Consider the following 18,442-nt stretch of genomic DNA (forward strand, 5'->3'; position numbering starts at 1 on the left):
CCGCTGAAAAGTCGATTAAGATAAATGGCGTGCCTGTTGGCACCTATCAAGTTGTCGTTGCGGCAATAAACCGATTAAACAGCCGTGTATTTCAAGTAAGAACAATTACGTTCACTAAAGAGTCAGCTACTATTTTAGATGAAGCTGGCTGGGAAGAGATCCCTGAAAGTGGTGCTGATGTTACCGACTATGAAGGGATTGCTAATGATATTGCCAATGCTACGAATAATCTGGGCAAGTCAAATTTTGCAAGCGAAGTGACCGCACTGCTTGAACAAGTTGAAAATATATCAACTGAAAAAACGTTACCTGTTTTTCTTGATGGATTGGTCGAGGATATTAACGCCACGGATTTAGCCTTAAGTAGCGTTAGATTAGATGAAACCAAGGTTGCTAATTTACATAATACCTATCAACAATTAGGGCTTGATGTTCTTACGGCGCAAGGTGACACCAACAGCGCTTTTACCGCTATGTTAGAAAAAGTGGCCGACACGGACCAGTTTGTTTTCGATATTAACGAACAACTAGGCTTGTTATTAGTCGAGGGCGGCAAAGTCAGTTATGACCAATTTGTTAAGTATCAGTTATTAGTTGATACCGTTAATGCCAGCCTAACCAGTATGATTAACCAGGTAAGTAATGGCGATACTGGATTAAGTGCGGCGCACAGTAAAATACAGCAAAACATTGACGCTATTACCTTATTGACGGGTAATAATGATGTTACCGACGCGTTTAGCAAAATAACGCAAGTCTCTATTGATTTAAATCGTTTAAGTAACGCGATAACTAAGCAAGCTATCGCGCTAAAAGGTGACGAGTGGGGCCAGCTTCAGCAAACCTTAAATACAGAGCTTCAACTTTCGCAATTAGCAGAAAGTAACGTCGATTTTGCTTTTGCTCAAGAAGAAATGAGCAGTAACATTGACGAGGCTAAGGCCGAAGCAAGCAACAATAAAATATTAATGGCCGCGTTTAAAGAGTCGCTGAGTTTGTTGTCTACGACTGAATATGTTTTGTCGTCGCTTAAATTGGCTAAAGCCGAAGTAACCAAAACGCTACAAGCTGAAATTGCCGACGAAAAGAATACCCGTTCTAGTCAGATTTTAGAGATTCAACAGGTTATTACCACTGAAAGCGAAACTCATGCCACCGCTATTGAGGACATTAATTCAACCATTAACGACGCTGAAACCGGACTTGCTAAAGCGCACAGTGAAATAGCTAGCACGAATCAAACGGTATCGGATGAAAGTGAAACCCGAGCCACAGCTATTGAGGGTATTAATTCAACGATTAACGACGCTGAAACCGGACTTGCTAAAGCGCACAGTGAAATAGCTAGCACGAATCAAACGGTATCGGATGAAAGCGAAACCCGCGCCACAGCTATTGAGGGTATTAATTCAACTATTAGTGACCCTGAAACTGGACTCGCTAAAGCGCACAGTGAAATTACTGCTACTAACCAAACGGTAGCTAGTAAAGCCAGTACCAGTGCGCTAACTAACCTTGCCGCTCGCGTTAGTGCAGAAGAAAACAAAAGCGCCGCCGCCATACTAACCATGAATGCTCAGGCTGACGATATAGGTAAATTAGAAGCCAAAGTTTTTTTAGGGGTAGACGCTAACGGTAAAATAACAGGTATGTTTATCAACGGCTCATCTAGCCAAAGTTTGATAGATTTTATGGGCGATAAAATACAATTTACTAACCCGATAACAAATAACGTTGATTTTAGATGGTCGGCAGCACAACAAAGCTTTGCTTTTCAGGGCAGTATCAACTTAATTGGCGCAACACATATGCGGCTATCAAGTGCCAACGCCTTTGGCTCAAGCAATCAATTTATTGAATGGTTTGGCCCTCGATTACTAAATGGCAGCGGCGACCCTGATTTCACCAAAATCAAAGAGTCTAACGCTATTAGTTTTCTAAAAAGTAACGGTGAGGCTTATTTCGGCGGCGCTATTGTCTCAGGCACGTTAAGTAACAGCTTGGCTACCTCGTCAATGTCTACGACGGCCATTGTTGATTTAGGCACATTTGGTAGCAATGGCGGCTCTATTGCTATTGCATGCTCAGTGACGCTAAGTAGCAGTTATGACTATTTTTCGGCAAGCGCACCATCAGCCCCCGCAAACCCTGCTTGTTCAATACGGTTAGAAGAATATGTGGGTAGCAGTTGGGTGCTTAGACAAAACGTTAGTTATATCGGGACAGGTTCAGTGGTTGGCGCTGAGTATGAACGCGAATTTAACAAATGGCGCGCTACCAAAGTGCAAAGTTTGGGCGGCTCGTTTACTTATACAGACAACAAAAAAAACACCGCGAATAGACGATACCGATTAAGAATGACTAGCCGTTCAGGATTGCTAACCAGCTCGTCTTACTCACCCTCACAACGATTATCAATTACGACTTCAGAAGGTTAAAAAACATGAATATAACGTATCTTTCCGCTGTAGCGGCAACGTTAACTAATGGCAATAAATCTATTACGGTTACGGGTGAACACGTTGATTTTTCAAAAGCAGATGATTATCTAGCTGTGGTAGATAATGGCCTTTATGTATTACGCGTAGAGTCAGGCACAGCACCAGACATTAATGGCGATTCAACGTTAATACTGGTTGATGCTTGGTCGGGGGCAACATTAAGCAATAAGGACTTATTTGTTTTTCCTACTTTCGCTAAAATTTATGAATCAGTAGCCGCAATGAGCGCTTTGAATGACGTAACGCGCGGTATATTAACCAAGTTAAAAGACTTGTTAACAGCGACTACTCCAACTATTGATATAGCTGTTGGGCAGACAACTAGCATTACTACAGTGCCGTATCAGTATTTAATTGACCAATTACAAACGGCTATAGCTAACAATGCGCAATTGATTAGTGATGAAGTCACGGCCAGCCTAGCCAAAATTCGCTATTCAAAACTAGATAACCCACTTTGCCATTTATTCAAAAAGAATAAACTTGTTGACACGTTGCAGGGCGAACTTACATGGTCTAGAGCAACAACGGCAACCTATATAGACAGGTATGGCGTACTGAAAACAGCCGCTATCGATGAGCCAAGACAAGAAGCAGAGGGGTGGTTGATTGAAGGCACAAGTACTAATTTGATTTTGTGGAGTGAGGATATTGCTAATGTCAGTTGGACTAAAGGGAGCAATGTTGCTGTTACTTCTGACTTTGATGTTGCTCCTGACGGTAGTACAACAACGGACCTGATAACGCTTTCACTAGAAGATGGCCATCAAATAGTTCAGATATTCCAACAAGAAGACAGTAAAGAGTACACATTTTCAATCTGGTTAAAATCAAGTCAATATTCATCTGTGAATTTTCAACTTGCTTATTATGACGGTGGAGCTTTCAAGGATGGCGTTAATGTCAATTTAACGGCTGAATTTCAACGGTTTGAATTTACGTTTACTACTGTTATAGGGAATGTATCACCACAAATTAGACTTAATGGTTTTAGCAATGGCTCTGACGGTGATTCGTTTGAAATTTGGGGCGCGCAATTAGAAAAACTACCCTTTGCATCAAGTTACATTCCAACAACAAATAGTGCAGCTACTAGGGCATCTGATAGGCTAAGCATACCGTTTTATGGCAATATGTTGACGCCAGTTAGTAACTTCTCAATATCAACTTGTTTTAGTGTCTTGGGGTGGGTTAACTATAACAACATCTTCGCTACTTCAAATAATTTTGCAGACGGGAAAATACAAGCATTTGCACACCCAGCACAAACAGTAGCTACTAATATAGGAGGCGTGAGTGATGCGGTATCTTCTCCTAGTATCTCGTTACAGGGAGAAAGTCAAAGGTATACACTGGTTGGGGATGGCGAGTTCTATAATGCATATAGCGACGATAAAGTGGGTATGGCGAAAGCAATAGTAAACCCCGTAATTGGCAGTGACACGCATTTGATTCTAGGGGCTAGTAGCATGTCTGGTTCTGGTCATCTATTCGGCCACCTAAACGATTTCAGAACATACGACTTTGCTCTTAACTCAGATGAAGTAAGCTTTTTAGCGGGAGAATAACGCAATGGATTTAATTACCCATGTGCCAAGTTTGGCAGCAATGCTGGCAGAGGCGAGAGCCATTCAATCAGACGAAAATAACGCACTCGCTAAGTACTTTACTATTGATGAAGACGGACAAGGCGCAACTTTTAACGTGGCTAAAGTGCCTGTTACTCACTCAAGTAATGGTGCAACTATTTGTCTTGTTCGTGGCGTTTCACGCGCTATCATCGAAGCATCTAGCAGCATTAAGGTGTTAGGTGAGTGCATTAATGGCGAGTATGTTTTTGATAGTGACAACGACAAGTTAATCTATGAAAGCATTTACGATACTAAATCGCGAATGATTGACGATGGCGAGGGCGGTAAGGTGGAGTTTACCCCACCCTATAAAATCGGTGTTTTTTCTTAACAAAAGGGAATATAGCAAAATGAGTTATATAAATAACTTAGCCATGGCCTCCACGCGATTACTCAATACGCTATTAGGGGGTCGTGCTAATCAGAGTTTATCCGCGAGAGCTTACGTTAACAGTCAGCATAGTAAGCGTTGGGATATTGCGCGTAATAGTATTGATAAACTATTCTACAAGCAAACTGATCATTGCAAGAAAGCGGTAACATGGGACGCACAATTTAATAAACGTAGTGATTAGTAGTTAAGAATATACAAGCATCGATAGCCCGTAATTAAAAAAAGATAGCGGCAGCTATCTCTCTTTAATTCAAATGCAAAACGTTTAGTTTGAAATATAACCATTAGCTCAAAAATAAGGAGTCGTGTATGGGGCGTGTGACTGATAATAAAAAGTATTTGACTTGTTACCTCAGAATAATAAACAACTCGTAAAACATCCCCCTACAGACTCTAAGACATAATCAGACATTAATGGCACTTTAAGCACCAACTAAAGCTCCATTAATGACTATTTCAAAATTCATTCAAACGTTTTTCAAAAATCGACGCGGCACTACAGTAGGCATGCCCATGTGAGCGTAAGACATTGCTAAACTTGACTCTCTAATAAATAATAAGAAACCCGTAACTCACGCTACGGGTTTTTTGCTTTCTGACTTTTGAGAATTGCTCACTGATTGTGAAGCAAAGTGTCATCCGTGGTAGCTTGCTTATTGTAAATTACATACTTTTCCAGTCGACTTGTCAGAAAATTTACGATATCTTGGTGGTCATACCACTTTTAAATATGAGTACCTACCATGTCTACTGATGCAGAACAGAGAGTCAATCTTGAAATAACTAACGGGGTTGCCCATGTTCAGCTCGATAGATCTGACAAATGTAATGCGCTAGATTTATTGATGTTTCATGCGATACGCAAAACTATTGATCAGTTGAAAAAGGACCGGTCTATTAGAGCCGTGATTGTTACAGGAAATGGCGAGGATTTCTGTTCTGGCTTAGATATTAAAGCGGTAATGTCTTCTACGAAAGGACCGCTTGAATTACTCTTCAAGTTACTGCCTTGGCGAGCTAACTTAGCCCAATACGTTTCAACCGGTTGGCGAGATATCCCTGCCCCTGTAATAATGGTTATCAAAGGCCGTTGTTGGGGAGGAGGATTACAAATTGCCTTAGGTGGTGACTTTAGAATATCTACTCCTGATGCATCCATATCAATTATGGAATCTCGCTGGGGTTTAATACCTGATATGGGCGGAACATTAGCACTAAAAGAACTCCTTAAATTGGATAAAGCGAAAGAGTTAGCTATGACAGGAGAAGTTGTTGAAGGCTCACAAGCACTTCAATATGGTTTAGTTACCCATGTTGATGAAGATCCTTACCAACGAGCTGTTAAGCTTGCCGACATGATATCTCAGCAATCACCCGACTCTGTTGCTGCAACAAAAAAACTCTACAATAAAAGTTGGTGGAGCAAACTAGGTTTGGCACTGTTGAGAGAGTCCTATTATCAAATTAAAATTTTAATCGGTAAGAACAGAGCGATTAAAACTTATAATCAAATTAATCAAGATAAAAAAGCTAAGGAATTCATTAACAGAAAAACATGGTAGTTTAGAATAGCTGGCATCCTATTAAATTTCTAATCTAATCGATTAACATAAATCTGATCGTATCCTTATTATGCGCTTTGCATGAACTTCAAGATCGCTTTATTGTTTCTTCATACTAATCATAATGAGTGTGTAGCTTTTGTAACCCTTAGTAAACTAATTGCTAGTGTCCGTATTGCACTATACGGACAGTTACGGACATGCCCTGTGTCCGTTCGGACACACGCTATTAAGTCAAATCTATAAATGTTAATTATTTCAGTAGCCTACGGTTATGATCTTTCTGGCATTGATTCTGCAATACTTGGTCATTGCTAGATAATTAAGAAGAAATACATGATTGAAGGCACAAGTGGCCAGGACCAAGTGGTAGCCCCCCCTAAAAAGGTAGCGTTAAAGAAGATATTGCTGAGCATATCACTGTTATTTGCATTGTCTTATATTACATTGCCAACTTTATCTCAGTGGTATTCATCTATACCAAGTGTTGATAGTAAAAGTATCAACATTGAAACCGTGATCCGAGGTGACTTAATACGTGATGTTGTTGTTTCTGGTAAAGCTGTTGCAGCAAATGCACCGCAACTTTATAGCACGGAAATGGGCAAAATTACCTTGTTAGCCAAACCAGGAGAAGCTGTAGCATTAAATCAAGTAGTCGCTCGCTTAATGAGTCCTGAGTTAGATGCTTTAATTAAGCAACAACAATCAACACTAGAACAGTTGAGTATCAATGCTAATCGAGGTGTTTTAGCTGATAAAGAAGCACAACTTGATCTCGAAAGTAACATGAACACTGCGCAATCCAAGCTGAATGTTGCTAAACGTGAGTTTCAGCGTGCAGAAATATCATACGGTAAACAAATCATTAGTGAGGTCGATTGGTTAAAAAGCCAAGATTCGGTGACTGATGCAAAACGATTATTTGAGCATGCTAGAAAGAGAGTTCTGTTTTCGATGGAGCGCCTACAGTTTGAGAAGCAGCATAGAGATTTTTTAGTGCAAAAAGAAAAGCTTATCTTGGAAGAATTATTGCGTCGTCATGATGAATTAGCCATTAAGGCACCAGTTGAAGGTGTAGTAGGTAATTGGCTGGTTGCACAAAAAAATACTATTTCAGCTAATACCGCAATTATGACAATTGTTGATTTATCTGAATATGAAGCAGAGTTGAGCGTGCCGGAGTTCTATGCTGATGATTTAGGTATTGGGCTTGAAGTTTCAATGAAGATATCCGGTATAACAGTACGCGGTGAAATCATTGCCATTTCACCAGAAGTGAAAAGCAATCAAGTAACGGTGAGGGCGAAAATAATCGACCCACAGCACATTCAATTAAGACAAAATCAACGTATTAATGCCCGCATTGAATTTGAGAAAAAAGAAGACGTGCTAATGGTCAAACGTGGTGCATTTATGGGGTCTTTAGGTGGTAATTTTATCTTCACAATTGCAGAAGATAACTATGCAAATAAGATTGCTATAACAACTGGGGCTAGCAGCGTTGAGTTTATCGAGATCACGTCGGGTCTTGAGGTTGGCCAGCAGGTTATCACATCAGATTATGAAGACTTTAATAAAGCAGAACAAATATACCTAGGCGGCTGAAAACCATAGTGTAATTTAATAAAAATAAACAAATCAAGAAACGTTCATTTACTGAATGTTTCTACATAAGACGAAATACAAAAGGAACGATCATGCTTAACATGAACAACATTTCTAGAATTTACCAAAGTGATACTATTCAGACTCACGCTTTAAGAGACTTTTCATTAAGAGTAAATGAGGGAGAGTTTGTTGCAGTAACTGGTCCTTCGGGCTCTGGAAAATCTACTTTTCTAAATGTTGCAGGGTTATTAGACAACTTTGACCGAGGACAGTATGAGTTAGATGGTGTGAGTGTGCAGGGTTTAAAAGATGATGAGCTTTCGCGCTTAAGAAATGAAAAGATAGGTTTCATCTTTCAAAATTATAACCTGATACCAGATTATAGTATTTTTGATAATGTAGATATGCCACTACGTTACCGTGGTTTTAGTGCGAGTGAGCGAAAGCGTAGAGTTGAACAAGCCCTAGAGAAAGTCGGCTTAGCGTCAAGGTTCAAATACCTACCAAGTCAGCTATCAGGCGGTCAGCAGCAACGTGTAGCTATTGCGAGAGCATTGGCTGGAGAACCTAAAATATTACTCGCCGATGAGCCAACGGGTAACCTTGATTCACTAATGGCACGTCAAGTGATGGAAATATTGCACAATCTAAACAACGATGGCGCTACCATCATTATGGTTACCCATGATCCAGACCAAGCACGTGAAGTAAATCGCAATGTACAAGTGATAGATGGTCAACTTGCTGATTTTAAAATCTACGCACCGTTAGGCCGCTCTTCTGAAGTTAAAAGTAAAACAATTTCTGAAGCGGCGAGTGCAGCAGTCGCTGAGGAGGTGGAAAATGCCTAATGACAGTATGTTTTTTTATAACCTCACTTTAGCAATGCAGAGTTTTAAGCGAGCTCCCACTCTGTATTTTTTAATCATTCTTACCCTGTCTATTGGTGTTGGTGTAATGTGTGCAAACCTTGCTCTAGTTAACTCTATGGCAAGTGACCCAATACCAGAAAAAAGTGCGAATTTATTTCATATTAATATGAATACTTGGCCTGATGACCAACCACCAGATGAGCCCATGCACATACTGCGCTATAGAGACGCAATGGCGGTCACGAAATCTAACTTAACCAAAGGCAGCGCAGTTTTTTATGCTTCAGGTGTTTACGCTAGAGATGCTGAATCGAGCAGTATGAAACGTTTTGATTCAGAGGTGAGAGCCACAACCCCAGGTTTTTTTGAACTCACTAATGCTCCTTTTGCTTATGGCTCGGCATTTGAAAACAGTACAGGCATGGAAATAGTGATTGGTGATGAATTAAACCAAAAGATATTTGCCGGTAAAAACAGCGTCGGTAAAACACTCGAACTAGATGGCGAATTGCTTACCATTGTTGGAGTGTTGAAACCTTGGCTTTTACGTCCTCTATTTTACCACCCAACAGAAGGACGAGCCTTTAACTTAACTGATGATATCTTTGCACCACTTGAAACAGCGATAGATTTAGGTTGGTCGATACATGCGCGAAGCTCATCTGCTGTTAATTACACAGGCATTGAAGAAACACGTGATAAAGATGTTTATTATTTGCAAGCATGGGTTGAGTTAGCAGATATTAATCAAAAACCTGCATTGCAAAGCTACTTAGATAACTATAGCCAACAGCTCAAAGACGCTGGAGAACATCCTTTAGCAATAAAAAATGAACTACATAATGTCAATGAATGGTTAAAAGTAAATAAGGTTGTTGACCAAAAAGTTTTGGCGTTCACTTTAGCTTCGGTTTTATTTTTGTCTGTCTGTATTTTCAATGCCAGTAGCTTACTTCTTTCACGATTTCATGCGGCAAAGTTTGAAGTGGGTTTACGACGCGCGATAGGGGCGAGCAATCGACATATGCTGGTACAGGGATTAACAGAGAGTGTGTTATTAGGTTTTTTTACTGGGGTAGTAGCGTTAGTGCTAAGTTGGTTATTTCTCAAGTTATCTGTGCAGTTCCTACCACGGTTGGCCAATATTGCTGTACTGGAGCCTAAGCTATTGGTGTTAGGCATGTTATTGGCATTGGTTACTTCTATCGCTAGCGCGCTATACCCGATATACCGAGCTAATTGTTACAGCATTTCTGCTGAGCTTAAATAGCTAGCTCATGAGGAAAAATTATGAATATTAAAGCACTACTTAAATCTTTGTTGCTCAGAAAATTTACCACCGGCCTATTAATATTACAATTATCTATAACGTTAGGTTTGTTAATTAACAGTGTCATTTTAGCGTTAGATACTAACAATAAATTATCGCAAGAAACGGGCTTAGATATAGAAAATACCTTAATTGTTTCATTACGCCCTACATCGGGCGAATACCGTAATTTAGACTACTATCGTTCAATTGTAAGTGAAGACTTACATCAATTAAGTAAGCTTTCAGGTGTTGAAGGTGTATCTCTAGTGAATCAATTACCTATAAATAAAAATGGTATGTTGGGTAACTTTTATGATCTAGATGATCCTGAAATTATTCGCAAAGACAAGTACCTACGAGATGTGAAGTTTTTTATATCCAATGAAAACCTTGGTAATACCTTAGCGTTAGCTTTACTGGAGGGGCGTTATCTAACGAAAGATGATCAACGAGATTTTGGTGGTAATGAACCAGGGAATATAATTATTACCAATTCACTGAAAAAAGCACTTTATGGCGACGATTCTGCGTTAGGGCAAGAAACTAATAATGGCCGTATTGTCGGGGTGGTAAAAGATATTATGCTTGATCCGACGATACCGGTAGATAAGCAATACGGTGTTTTTGATAATAGATCAATGGAGTTCATTTTTACAGGTCGCTTTTACTTACTAAGAGTGACTCCTGGTCAAGTAGAAACTGTGCGCAATAAAGTAACTGACACCATTTTAGCAGTACAAGCTGAGCGTGATATATACAGAATAATAACTATGGCAGAGCATATGAAACGTTTTTATCGTCATGACAAAGGCTTAGCTGAATTATTTTTATTACTCTGTGGATTAATGTTATTTGTCACTGCGATTAGCAGTTATGCTTATTCACAATTTCATATTTCGCGTCAGAAAAAATACATAGGTATCAGGCGTGCCTTAGGTGCTCGGAAAAAAGATATTCTTTTGTATGTATTAACAGAAAATTGGTTGGTTTATAGTCTCGGTTGTACATTAGGTTTAATGATGGCTTTAGGGTTTAATATTTTATTAAGTCAGTATATTAGCTTGAGTAAACCAGATATTATGTTGTTCATCTTCGCAAGTGTGGTCATTTTTATTGCCGGTACGGTTGCAACTTTGATCCCTGCAATAAAGACCAGTAATATTCCACCAGTCATTGCTACGAGAACAGTGTAGACGTGATTTTAATCGCGCAGATTTGTAATAATTTCCGGTAGCAAAGCGCGAATAAATTCCCGGATACCGAAAAATTTTAAAGGAAATAAATGCCACAAATATTAGTTGTTGATGATAACCCCGATATACTCGAAGCACTTGAGTTGTTATTAAGTTTACATGGTCATACAGTATTAACGGCTGAAAATGAAAAACAAGCGCTATTAGCTGTATCTCATCAACGTGTTGATCTCGTTATTCAGGATATGAATTTTGCGCAGGGTATTACCTCTGGAAAAGAAGGAAAGTCATTATTTACGACCTTGAAAGCGTTAAATAGTGATTTACCTATCATCCTCATTACTGCGTGGACTCAGTTAGAAACCGCGATATCCTTGGTGAAAAGTGGCGCAACAGACTACTTACAAAAGCCTTGGGATGATGTAAAACTGCTTGCTTTAGTCGAAAAATATAGTCAGAAAACTCAAACAAATAAGAGTAAGCACAGCCAAAACGAAAGTAATCAAATAGCAGTAGATGACTTTATTTATGAAAGCCAAGAGATGCATACCTTGATAGCTCAAGCGAGCAAAGTTGCAGCTGCAAACGTTAATGTATTAATTACAGGGGCGAATGGCGCAGGTAAAGAAAAGCTTGCTGATTATATTCATCAACAATCTCCTCGCCATAACAGTGCTTTTATTAAAGTGAATATGGGCGCCTTGCCGCATGAACTGATGGAAGCAGAGCTTTTTGGTACGGAAAAGGGGGCGTTTACCGGGGCTAATCAAGCAAGGGTTGGTCGTTTTGAAGCCGCCAATGGCGGCACTTTATTTCTGGATGAAATTGCTAATTTAACCCTATCGGGTCAAATGAAATTACTGAGGGTTTTGCAAACGGGCGAATTTGAACGCTTAGGCTCTAACACAACATTAAAAGTTGACGTAAGAGTGCTTAGTGCGACTAATGCAGATCTGCAGTTAGCAGTGCAGCAAGGCACATTTAGAGAAGATTTATATTATCGCCTCAATGTCATAGAGCTACACTTACCAGATTTAGCACAGAGAAAAACTGATATTGCTCCGTTAGTGCAATACTTTATCGGTAATGATTATTCATTAAGTGATGAAGCAGTTAAAGCATTAACGCATCATAATTGGCCGGGTAATGTTCGTGAATTAGAAAATGCTTGTAAGCGCGCGTTAGTTTTTGCTAATAGTAATATTTTAGCGCCAAGTGACTTTCAATTGGCTTCGGCTCAAATAGAACCCGCGTTAGATGAAAAGAAAAATATAGAGCAAGTACTGAGAAAACATAAGGGCATTATCAAACATACGGCGCTCGAGTTAGGGTTAAGTCGACAAGCGTTATATCGCCGCATAGAAAAATATCAAATAGATGTGGACTCATTATGTTAGTTGAAGCCATATGCTAATCGTACAACTCATTCTCATCAATATTGCTTTTATCATCAGCTACTCTCTGCTATTGCCTAGCTCTCCTTGGTTATTCTCTATAATTTCAATACTATTGATTGCTTTAGCTGTTATGCGTTATCAGTATTACCATAGGCAAAGTCATCAGATCTTGCAGACGTTATTACATGGCCTACGTAACTTACAAGACGGTGATTTTTCTATTACCTTAGCGAATAACAAGAGCAACAAAAGTCATAGCCAAGCTGAAGTATTAGCGCTCTTTAATCAAGTAACTGACAAACTAAGACAAGAGAAACAGTCACTTTATCAAAGGGAGTTATTACTTGATAAAGTGGTCAATGCCTCGGATGTTGTCACCGTGTTAGTGAATCACAGAGATACCATCATTTTTGCTAACCGCGCTGCTGAGTACTTCTTTGCTCAGACCAGTATGTTAGGTATGTCTTGGCAAAAGCTATTAACAGAGCACATGCCAGAACTCGGTCAACATGAAGATAAAGGTAATGCCATTATTCAATTAATGTTAGCAGAGCCTCAATATGGCAGTGGTTACAGTTCTTTTGGGGCAGATGATACCCAATACTCTGATGCTGATGCGAATACAAAGGTGAAATCTGAGCAGAGTTGGCATTTATCTCGACATCATTTGAAATTGCATGGCAGTCGTCATCAACTCACCTTACTAAAACCCATTACGCAAGCAATGCATCAACAAGAATTACAAACATGGAAGAAGGTTATAAGAGTCATAAATCATGAGCTTAATAACTCTATCGCACCCATTAGCTCTATGTGTCATAGCGGCAATATACTAGCAGAGCGTTTGGCTGAGCCACAATTAACGCGAGTATTTACTACTATTTCTAAACGCATTAATAAATTGGCAGAATTCATTCAAAGTTATAGCCAACTGGCACGGTTATCGAGACCACAAAAGCAAACCTTTGATTTAATGAAAACCTTAGTACAATTACAGAATTTATATCACTTTACTTTATGTTCTGATGATAAGAGTTTGATGTTTTCTGGCGATGAAAGCCAAATTGAACAATTGCTGATTAACTTACTTAAAAATGCACAACAAGCATGCTCTACGCAAAAAACTGTGCAACCAACTGAAGTGAGTATTAAAAAGCAGCAAGGCCAACTTTGTATTACCGTCAGAGATTTTGGTACAGGCATGCCCGTTGATATATTGCCTAAGGCTTTTTTGCCTTATTATTCAACTAAAGCGGATGGTAGCGGTATTGGTTTAAGTATTTGCCGGGAAATTATCGATGGTCATCATGGCCAAATTACCTTGAATAACCACCCTCAAGGTGGGTTACAAGTTTTGGTGTGGTTACCATTAGACATTTAGCTAGCCATCTATAACCTTCGGGATTAGAGCGTTGACACTCCTTTTGGATTCTTACCAATAACCTATTATTAGTGGCGCGCTTAGCTTCGTTCATTAGAGCATAAAGCCTCAGTCGGAGAACCAATTCACTGAGAGAAAGTGTCACTAATATTCTACAAAGACTCTAGCCTTACCTAATCACAATTTTTAAATCAGGTTATATAGACAATGATGGGTAAGTTGCGTATCATTCCGCGCTTAATATGCTACGGAACTATCTATGTTTGTAAGCTCTGTGCTTGCATAAATCAATAAGTTTGCATGTGTTTGTATTAACATAATTCACTTTGCTGGTAGCTGTGAGTGCAATGACGACTAAATAAAGTAGATAGAGCAGATAAAAATAAAGCGAAAACTGCATGAGTTTTAGGTGTTATTTTGCAGAAAACATCGAAAAGCAACAAGGCAGTTGATTAAATTAGCGAAGGAATGAAAAAATTTACACAATGTTAATATCTTCTAAAAAAATAATTATCTCACTATCGTTATTGTTATTAAGCGGCTGTAGTATTATCCCCGGTAGCCATATGGAAGGCGTTGATGTAGAACCTGAAACCTCTACGCTTGAACATGATCTCTCAAATATAAATATCTCTGTTATAGACTCTTCATTAATATCTCGCTTAAACGACAGTCAACAAGCTTATTCTCAAGCTAAAAAATATACGCCAGTCATTACCGACGGCTATGATTACGTGCTGGGTATAGGCGATGTTTTATCTATCGGTGTTTGGGACCATCCCGAGTTAACTATTCCTGCTGCCGTGCAACGTACTGCAGAATTTGATGGTTTTAGAATTCAAGCCGATGGCACTATTACCTATGCCTATGCCGCTAATGTACCCGCTGCCGGTAAAACGATTAGAGAGTTACATAAAGTTTTAGTAGAAAAACTAAGCCAGGTTATCGAAAAGCCTCAGATAGATCTTAAAGTGGTGGGCTTTAAAAGCCAAAGAGCTTATGTGACAGGCGAAGTAAAAAAACCAGGGGTGCAAGCAATAAGCGAAATACCACTGACCTTAATTGATGCTTTAAATTTAGCAGGCGGTTTAAGTGAGCGGGCTGATTGGAACACGGTTAATTTTACCCGAGGTGATCGTACTGAAATTATAAAATTAGACGATTTTTATACCCAAGGTGATATTACTCAAAATCGTTTGCTACAGCATGGCGACATAATCCATGTTAATCGTACTGATAATCAAAAAGTATTCGTATTAGGTGATGTAAACAAAGCCGGAAGCATTGAGATAAATCGTTATGGTTTAAGTTTGGCTGAAGCGTTAAGTGATGTTGGTGGTTTAAATGAACGAACCGCCAATGCTAATGGCGTTTTTGTATTACGTAAACGTCCAGCTAATGAAGAAGGTGTAATCGCCGATGTTTACCAATTACACGCACAAAATGTAGTTGCGTTAGTATTGGCTGACCAGTTTAAACTGCAACCTCGTGATATTGTTTATGTAACAACGGCTCCTATTGCACGTTGGAATCGTCTAATTAGCCAATTAGTCCCTACTGTTGAAGCGCTTGAATCAGTTTCAACGATTAAAACGCAAGGAAACTTCTTCTAATGGGTATGTTTAAGTCTATTTTAGTAGTTTGTGCGGGTAATATTTGTAGAAGTCCAACCGGCGAATACTTATTAAAAGACAAGCTGGCAGACACTGATATCAAAGTATCTTCAGCAGGTTTAACCGCGCTAGTAGGTAAAGGTGCAGAGGAAACCGCGAGCAATATTGCTTTAACAAATAATATTGATATGAGTGCACATAAAGGGCGCCAGCTGAGTTCTTCGCTCATCGCTGATAATGATTTGATATTAGTGATGGAAGAGCGCCATTTGAGTGATTTATTAGGGCAATATCCACAGGCACGTGGTAAAACTTTTTTACTAGGTAAATGGATTGATGATACTGAAATTCCGGACCCTTATCGTCAAAGCCATGAAGCATTTGAACATGTTTATCAATTAATTGATAAAGCCTGTAGTGCCTGGACTAAGTATATTTAGCGCATAATTACTAAGGGAATGATTATCAACCATTCCGAAAATGATTCGCAAAACCCTATATATGAAACAAGATACAATAAATAATAAGAAAATTATTAACTATGTCAGTCAATGAAAATATAACTCAACCTTCGATGCGTAATCAGCAGACTATGAATATCTCAAGTAAAGGGGCTGAAAACGAAATTGATCTAATGGCACTTTTGGGCGTATTAATCGATCGCAAAATGTTTATTGTCTCAATAACTGCACTATTTGCGATTGTAGGTATAAGTATCGCCATATTCTCTACACCGATTTACAATGCAACAGCCATGATTCAAGTAGAAGAAAGTGGAAGCTCAGTACCTGGTTTAGATGATATGGCGGGTATGTTTGAAAGCAGTTCTAAATCAATTACAGAAATAGAGCTACTAAAATCTCGCTCAGTTATTGGTGAAGCAGTTGATGAATTAAAATTAGATATTGTTGCATTGCCTAAATTGTTCCCTGTAGTTGGTAATAGAAGCTTTAGGAAATTCAATCCTATTAAAGAAGGGGACCTTGCAGAATCGAGTCTGGGAGCATCTAGTTACGCATGGGGAGGTGAAAAAATTGATGTATTCCGTTTTGACGTGCCAAAATATGCAATTGATGAAGAATTTATAGTTCTAGCAGGTGAAAATCAGAATTTTAAATTACTCTCTGAAAGTGGTGAAGTGATTTTACAAGGTAAAATCGGACAAGAGCTAACAAATGGACGTTTTTCAATCACAATAAAAGCTCTAGTAGCTAAAGTAGGTACTGAATTTATTGTTACCAGAAAAGATCGATTAAATACCATTCTTGATCTACAAACGACTATTGGTGCAAGTGAAAAAGGTAAAGATTCTGGTATTGTTAACCTAAGTTTTCAGCATGCCATACCTGAATATGCTGAAAGAATATTAAACAAAATAGCCGAAATATATGTCCTAAGAAATGTTGAACGAAATTCTGCTGAAGCTAAAAAGTCACTAGACTTTTTAGAGATCCAATTACCTGAAATTAAAAAACAATTAGAATATTCAGAAGCGTTATTTAATGATTACCAACGAGATCAACAGTCAGTTAATATTACATTAGAAACACAAGGTGTATTAGAGCAAATAGTTGAACTGGATACCAAGCTACAAGAATTAGATCTTAAGCGCCTAGCCATGTCTCGTATGTTTAAACGCAATCACCCTAATTATCAGGGTATTGTTGAACAAATAGAAGCGGTTCAACAACAACGAGATGGTTTAGCTGGAAAAATTTCTAATCTACCGGAAAGGCAACAGAAATTACTGCGTTTAACACGAGATGTTGAGGTTGGTAATGAAATTTACATGATGTTATTAGGTAAGGTACAAGAATTAGATATTGTACGTGCGGGTACTGTCGGTAATGTGCGCATTATTGATGTGGCGGAGGTTAATACTACTAAGCCAGTAAAGCCTAAAAAAGCCATAATAGTAATAATCGCTACCATGTTGGGCAGTGTCTTAGCTATTGCTATTGTGCTGCTACAAAAAGCATTGCATAAAGGTGTTGAAGACCCTAGTGAAATAGAAGGCATCGGAATGCCTGTTTACGCTAGTGTGCCATTTTCTGTAAACCAAGATAAGTTAACAGGGTTCATTAAAGGCCGAAAACGTAAAATACATAAAAATAAGAATGTGTTAGCCGTAGAAAACCCAGCTGATTTGTCAATAGAAGCATTACGTAGCTTACGTACCAGCTTGCATTTTGCCATGATGGAGGCAAAAAATAATGTGATAGCTATATCAGGGCCTTCACCTGGTGTAGGTAAATCATTTATTTCAGCTAACCTTGGTGCAGTACTTGCTCAAAGTGGTCAGAAGGTGTTAGTGATTGATGCTGACATGCGTAAAGGTTATTTGCAAAAACAATTTGGATTAGTGTGGGAGAATGGCTTATCAGATTACTTATCTGGGCAACTAAGCCTAGAACAAGTTATCAAAACAACCAATGTTGAAGGGCTAAATATCATTACACGCGGCCAAGTACCACCGAATCCTTCAGAATTATTGATGCATAGCAATTTCAGTGACTTAATAAGCGAAATAAAAGCCAATTACGATATCATCCTTATTGATACTCCGCCTATATTAGCGGTAACTGACCCTGCGATTGTCGGTGGTCATGCGGGGACTATGTTATTGGTGACACGTTTTGGACAGAATGCCTTAAAAGAAATTGACTACGCTCGCCAACGTTTTGAGCAAAATGGTATTGATGTAAAAGGCGTAGTATTTAATGGTGTAGTGAAAAAAGCAAGTAACGCCTATGGTTATTACGGTTACTATAACTACGAATATAAATCAGACAAGTAAAATAATTAGTTATCATTCTTGGACTGTGGCCGAGGATGAGAAATAGGTGGCACTAGTTAGAACATGCAGGAACAATTATCCTGAATCTAGAAAGCAATATAGGTCTTCTAACGTGTTTTACTCAGGGATATTCAGAAAGTATATCCTCTTGCAGTCCAACATATGGAAGGGATTGTAG

General features: G+C 38.9%; 14 protein-coding genes. All 14 read left to right on the forward strand.

From position 1 onward, the window contains the following. A partial coding sequence (locus ND2E_RS23140) for a hypothetical protein (protein WP_033094711.1) occupies window positions 1-2,438 on the forward strand: 2,438 nt, incomplete at its 5' end. Between the two features lie 5 nt (window positions 2,439-2,443). Further along, entirely contained in the window at window positions 2,444-4,069 is a 1,626-nt protein-coding gene (locus tag ND2E_RS06750; RefSeq protein WP_033094712.1) for a phage head spike fiber domain-containing protein, read from the forward strand. A 4-nt stretch (window positions 4,070-4,073) separates the two neighbouring features. Continuing rightward, window positions 4,074-4,463: a hypothetical protein gene (locus tag ND2E_RS06745; RefSeq protein ID WP_033094713.1), complete on the forward strand. Its 390-nt coding sequence runs from the start codon at window positions 4,074-4,076 to the stop codon at window positions 4,461-4,463. Window positions 4,464-4,482: 19 nt separating this feature from the next. Next, a complete protein-coding gene (locus ND2E_RS06740) occupies window positions 4,483-4,707 on the forward strand; it encodes a hypothetical protein (protein ID WP_033094714.1) in 225 nt (74 codons plus the stop codon). 562 nt (window positions 4,708-5,269) lie between these two features. Further along, the gene (locus ND2E_RS06735; protein ID WP_052056738.1) at window positions 5,270-6,088 is read left to right on the forward strand and encodes a crotonase/enoyl-CoA hydratase family protein; all 819 of its coding nucleotides are present in this window, start codon (window positions 5,270-5,272) and stop codon (window positions 6,086-6,088) included. 336 nt (window positions 6,089-6,424) lie between these two features. After that, entirely contained in the window at window positions 6,425-7,696 is a 1,272-nt protein-coding gene (locus ND2E_RS06730; protein ID WP_033094715.1) for an efflux RND transporter periplasmic adaptor subunit, read from the forward strand. Between the two features lie 92 nt (window positions 7,697-7,788). Next, window positions 7,789-8,550, forward strand: a complete 762-nt coding sequence (locus tag ND2E_RS06725; RefSeq protein WP_033094716.1) for an ABC transporter ATP-binding protein — start codon at window positions 7,789-7,791, stop codon at window positions 8,548-8,550. After that, entirely contained in the window at window positions 8,543-9,841 is a 1,299-nt protein-coding gene (locus tag ND2E_RS06720; RefSeq protein ID WP_033094717.1) for an ABC transporter permease, read from the forward strand. Before ND2E_RS06725 ends, ND2E_RS06720 begins: the two co-directional genes overlap by 8 nt. Before the next feature lie 20 nt (window positions 9,842-9,861). Further along, window positions 9,862-11,076 (forward strand): FtsX-like permease family protein, encoded by a 1,215-nt coding sequence (locus tag ND2E_RS06715; RefSeq protein WP_033094718.1) that lies wholly within the window; start codon window positions 9,862-9,864, stop codon window positions 11,074-11,076. 89 nt (window positions 11,077-11,165) lie between these two features. Then, window positions 11,166-12,473: a sigma-54-dependent transcriptional regulator gene (locus ND2E_RS06710; RefSeq protein WP_033094719.1), complete on the forward strand. Its 1,308-nt coding sequence runs from the start codon at window positions 11,166-11,168 to the stop codon at window positions 12,471-12,473. A gap of 10 nt (window positions 12,474-12,483) precedes the next feature. Next, entirely contained in the window at window positions 12,484-13,854 is a 1,371-nt protein-coding gene (locus ND2E_RS06705) for a sensor histidine kinase (RefSeq protein ID WP_033094720.1), read from the forward strand. A gap of 485 nt (window positions 13,855-14,339) precedes the next feature. Then, complete coding sequence (locus tag ND2E_RS06700; RefSeq protein WP_033094721.1) at window positions 14,340-15,467, forward strand: polysaccharide export protein; 1,128 nt, start codon at window positions 14,340-14,342, stop codon at window positions 15,465-15,467. 5 nt (window positions 15,468-15,472) lie between these two features. Further along, window positions 15,473-15,907 carry a low molecular weight protein-tyrosine-phosphatase gene (locus ND2E_RS06695; protein WP_033094848.1) on the forward strand — a complete coding sequence of 145 codons (435 nt, stop codon included), beginning with the start codon at window positions 15,473-15,475 and terminating at the stop codon, window positions 15,905-15,907. Window positions 15,908-16,008: 101 nt separating this feature from the next. Further along, on the forward strand, window positions 16,009-18,264 hold the full coding sequence (locus ND2E_RS06690; protein WP_033094722.1) for a polysaccharide biosynthesis tyrosine autokinase: 2,256 nt from the start codon (window positions 16,009-16,011) through the stop codon (window positions 18,262-18,264). The last annotated feature ends 178 nt before the right edge of the window (window positions 18,265-18,442 follow it).

The sequence above is a fragment of the Colwellia psychrerythraea genome (genome assembly GCF_000764225.1).
Taxonomy (GTDB): domain Bacteria; phylum Pseudomonadota; class Gammaproteobacteria; order Enterobacterales; family Alteromonadaceae; genus Colwellia; species Colwellia psychrerythraea_D.

Bases quoted from the DNA above. Each gene is read 5' to 3' on its own strand.
- ND2E_RS06750 (WP_033094712.1), top strand. From the start codon at position 2,444: ATGAATATAACGTATCTTTCCGCTGTAGCGGCAACGTTAACTAATGGC.
- ND2E_RS06745 (WP_033094713.1), top strand. From the start codon at position 4,074: ATGGATTTAATTACCCATGTGCCAAGTTTGGCAGCAATGCTGGCAGAG.
- ND2E_RS06740 (WP_033094714.1), top strand. From the start codon at position 4,483: ATGAGTTATATAAATAACTTAGCCATGGCCTCCACGCGATTACTCAAT.
- ND2E_RS06735 (WP_052056738.1), top strand. From the start codon at position 5,270: ATGTCTACTGATGCAGAACAGAGAGTCAATCTTGAAATAACTAACGGG.
- ND2E_RS06730 (WP_033094715.1), top strand. From the start codon at position 6,425: ATGATTGAAGGCACAAGTGGCCAGGACCAAGTGGTAGCCCCCCCTAAA.
- ND2E_RS06725 (WP_033094716.1), top strand. From the start codon at position 7,789: ATGCTTAACATGAACAACATTTCTAGAATTTACCAAAGTGATACTATT.
- ND2E_RS06720 (WP_033094717.1), top strand. From the start codon at position 8,543: ATGCCTAATGACAGTATGTTTTTTTATAACCTCACTTTAGCAATGCAG.
- ND2E_RS06715 (WP_033094718.1), top strand. From the start codon at position 9,862: ATGAATATTAAAGCACTACTTAAATCTTTGTTGCTCAGAAAATTTACC.
- ND2E_RS06710 (WP_033094719.1), top strand. From the start codon at position 11,166: ATGCCACAAATATTAGTTGTTGATGATAACCCCGATATACTCGAAGCA.
- ND2E_RS06705 (WP_033094720.1), top strand. From the start codon at position 12,484: ATGCTAATCGTACAACTCATTCTCATCAATATTGCTTTTATCATCAGC.
- ND2E_RS06700 (WP_033094721.1), top strand. From the start codon at position 14,340: ATGTTAATATCTTCTAAAAAAATAATTATCTCACTATCGTTATTGTTA.
- ND2E_RS06695 (WP_033094848.1), top strand. From the start codon at position 15,473: ATGTTTAAGTCTATTTTAGTAGTTTGTGCGGGTAATATTTGTAGAAGT.
- ND2E_RS06690 (WP_033094722.1), top strand. From the start codon at position 16,009: ATGTCAGTCAATGAAAATATAACTCAACCTTCGATGCGTAATCAGCAG.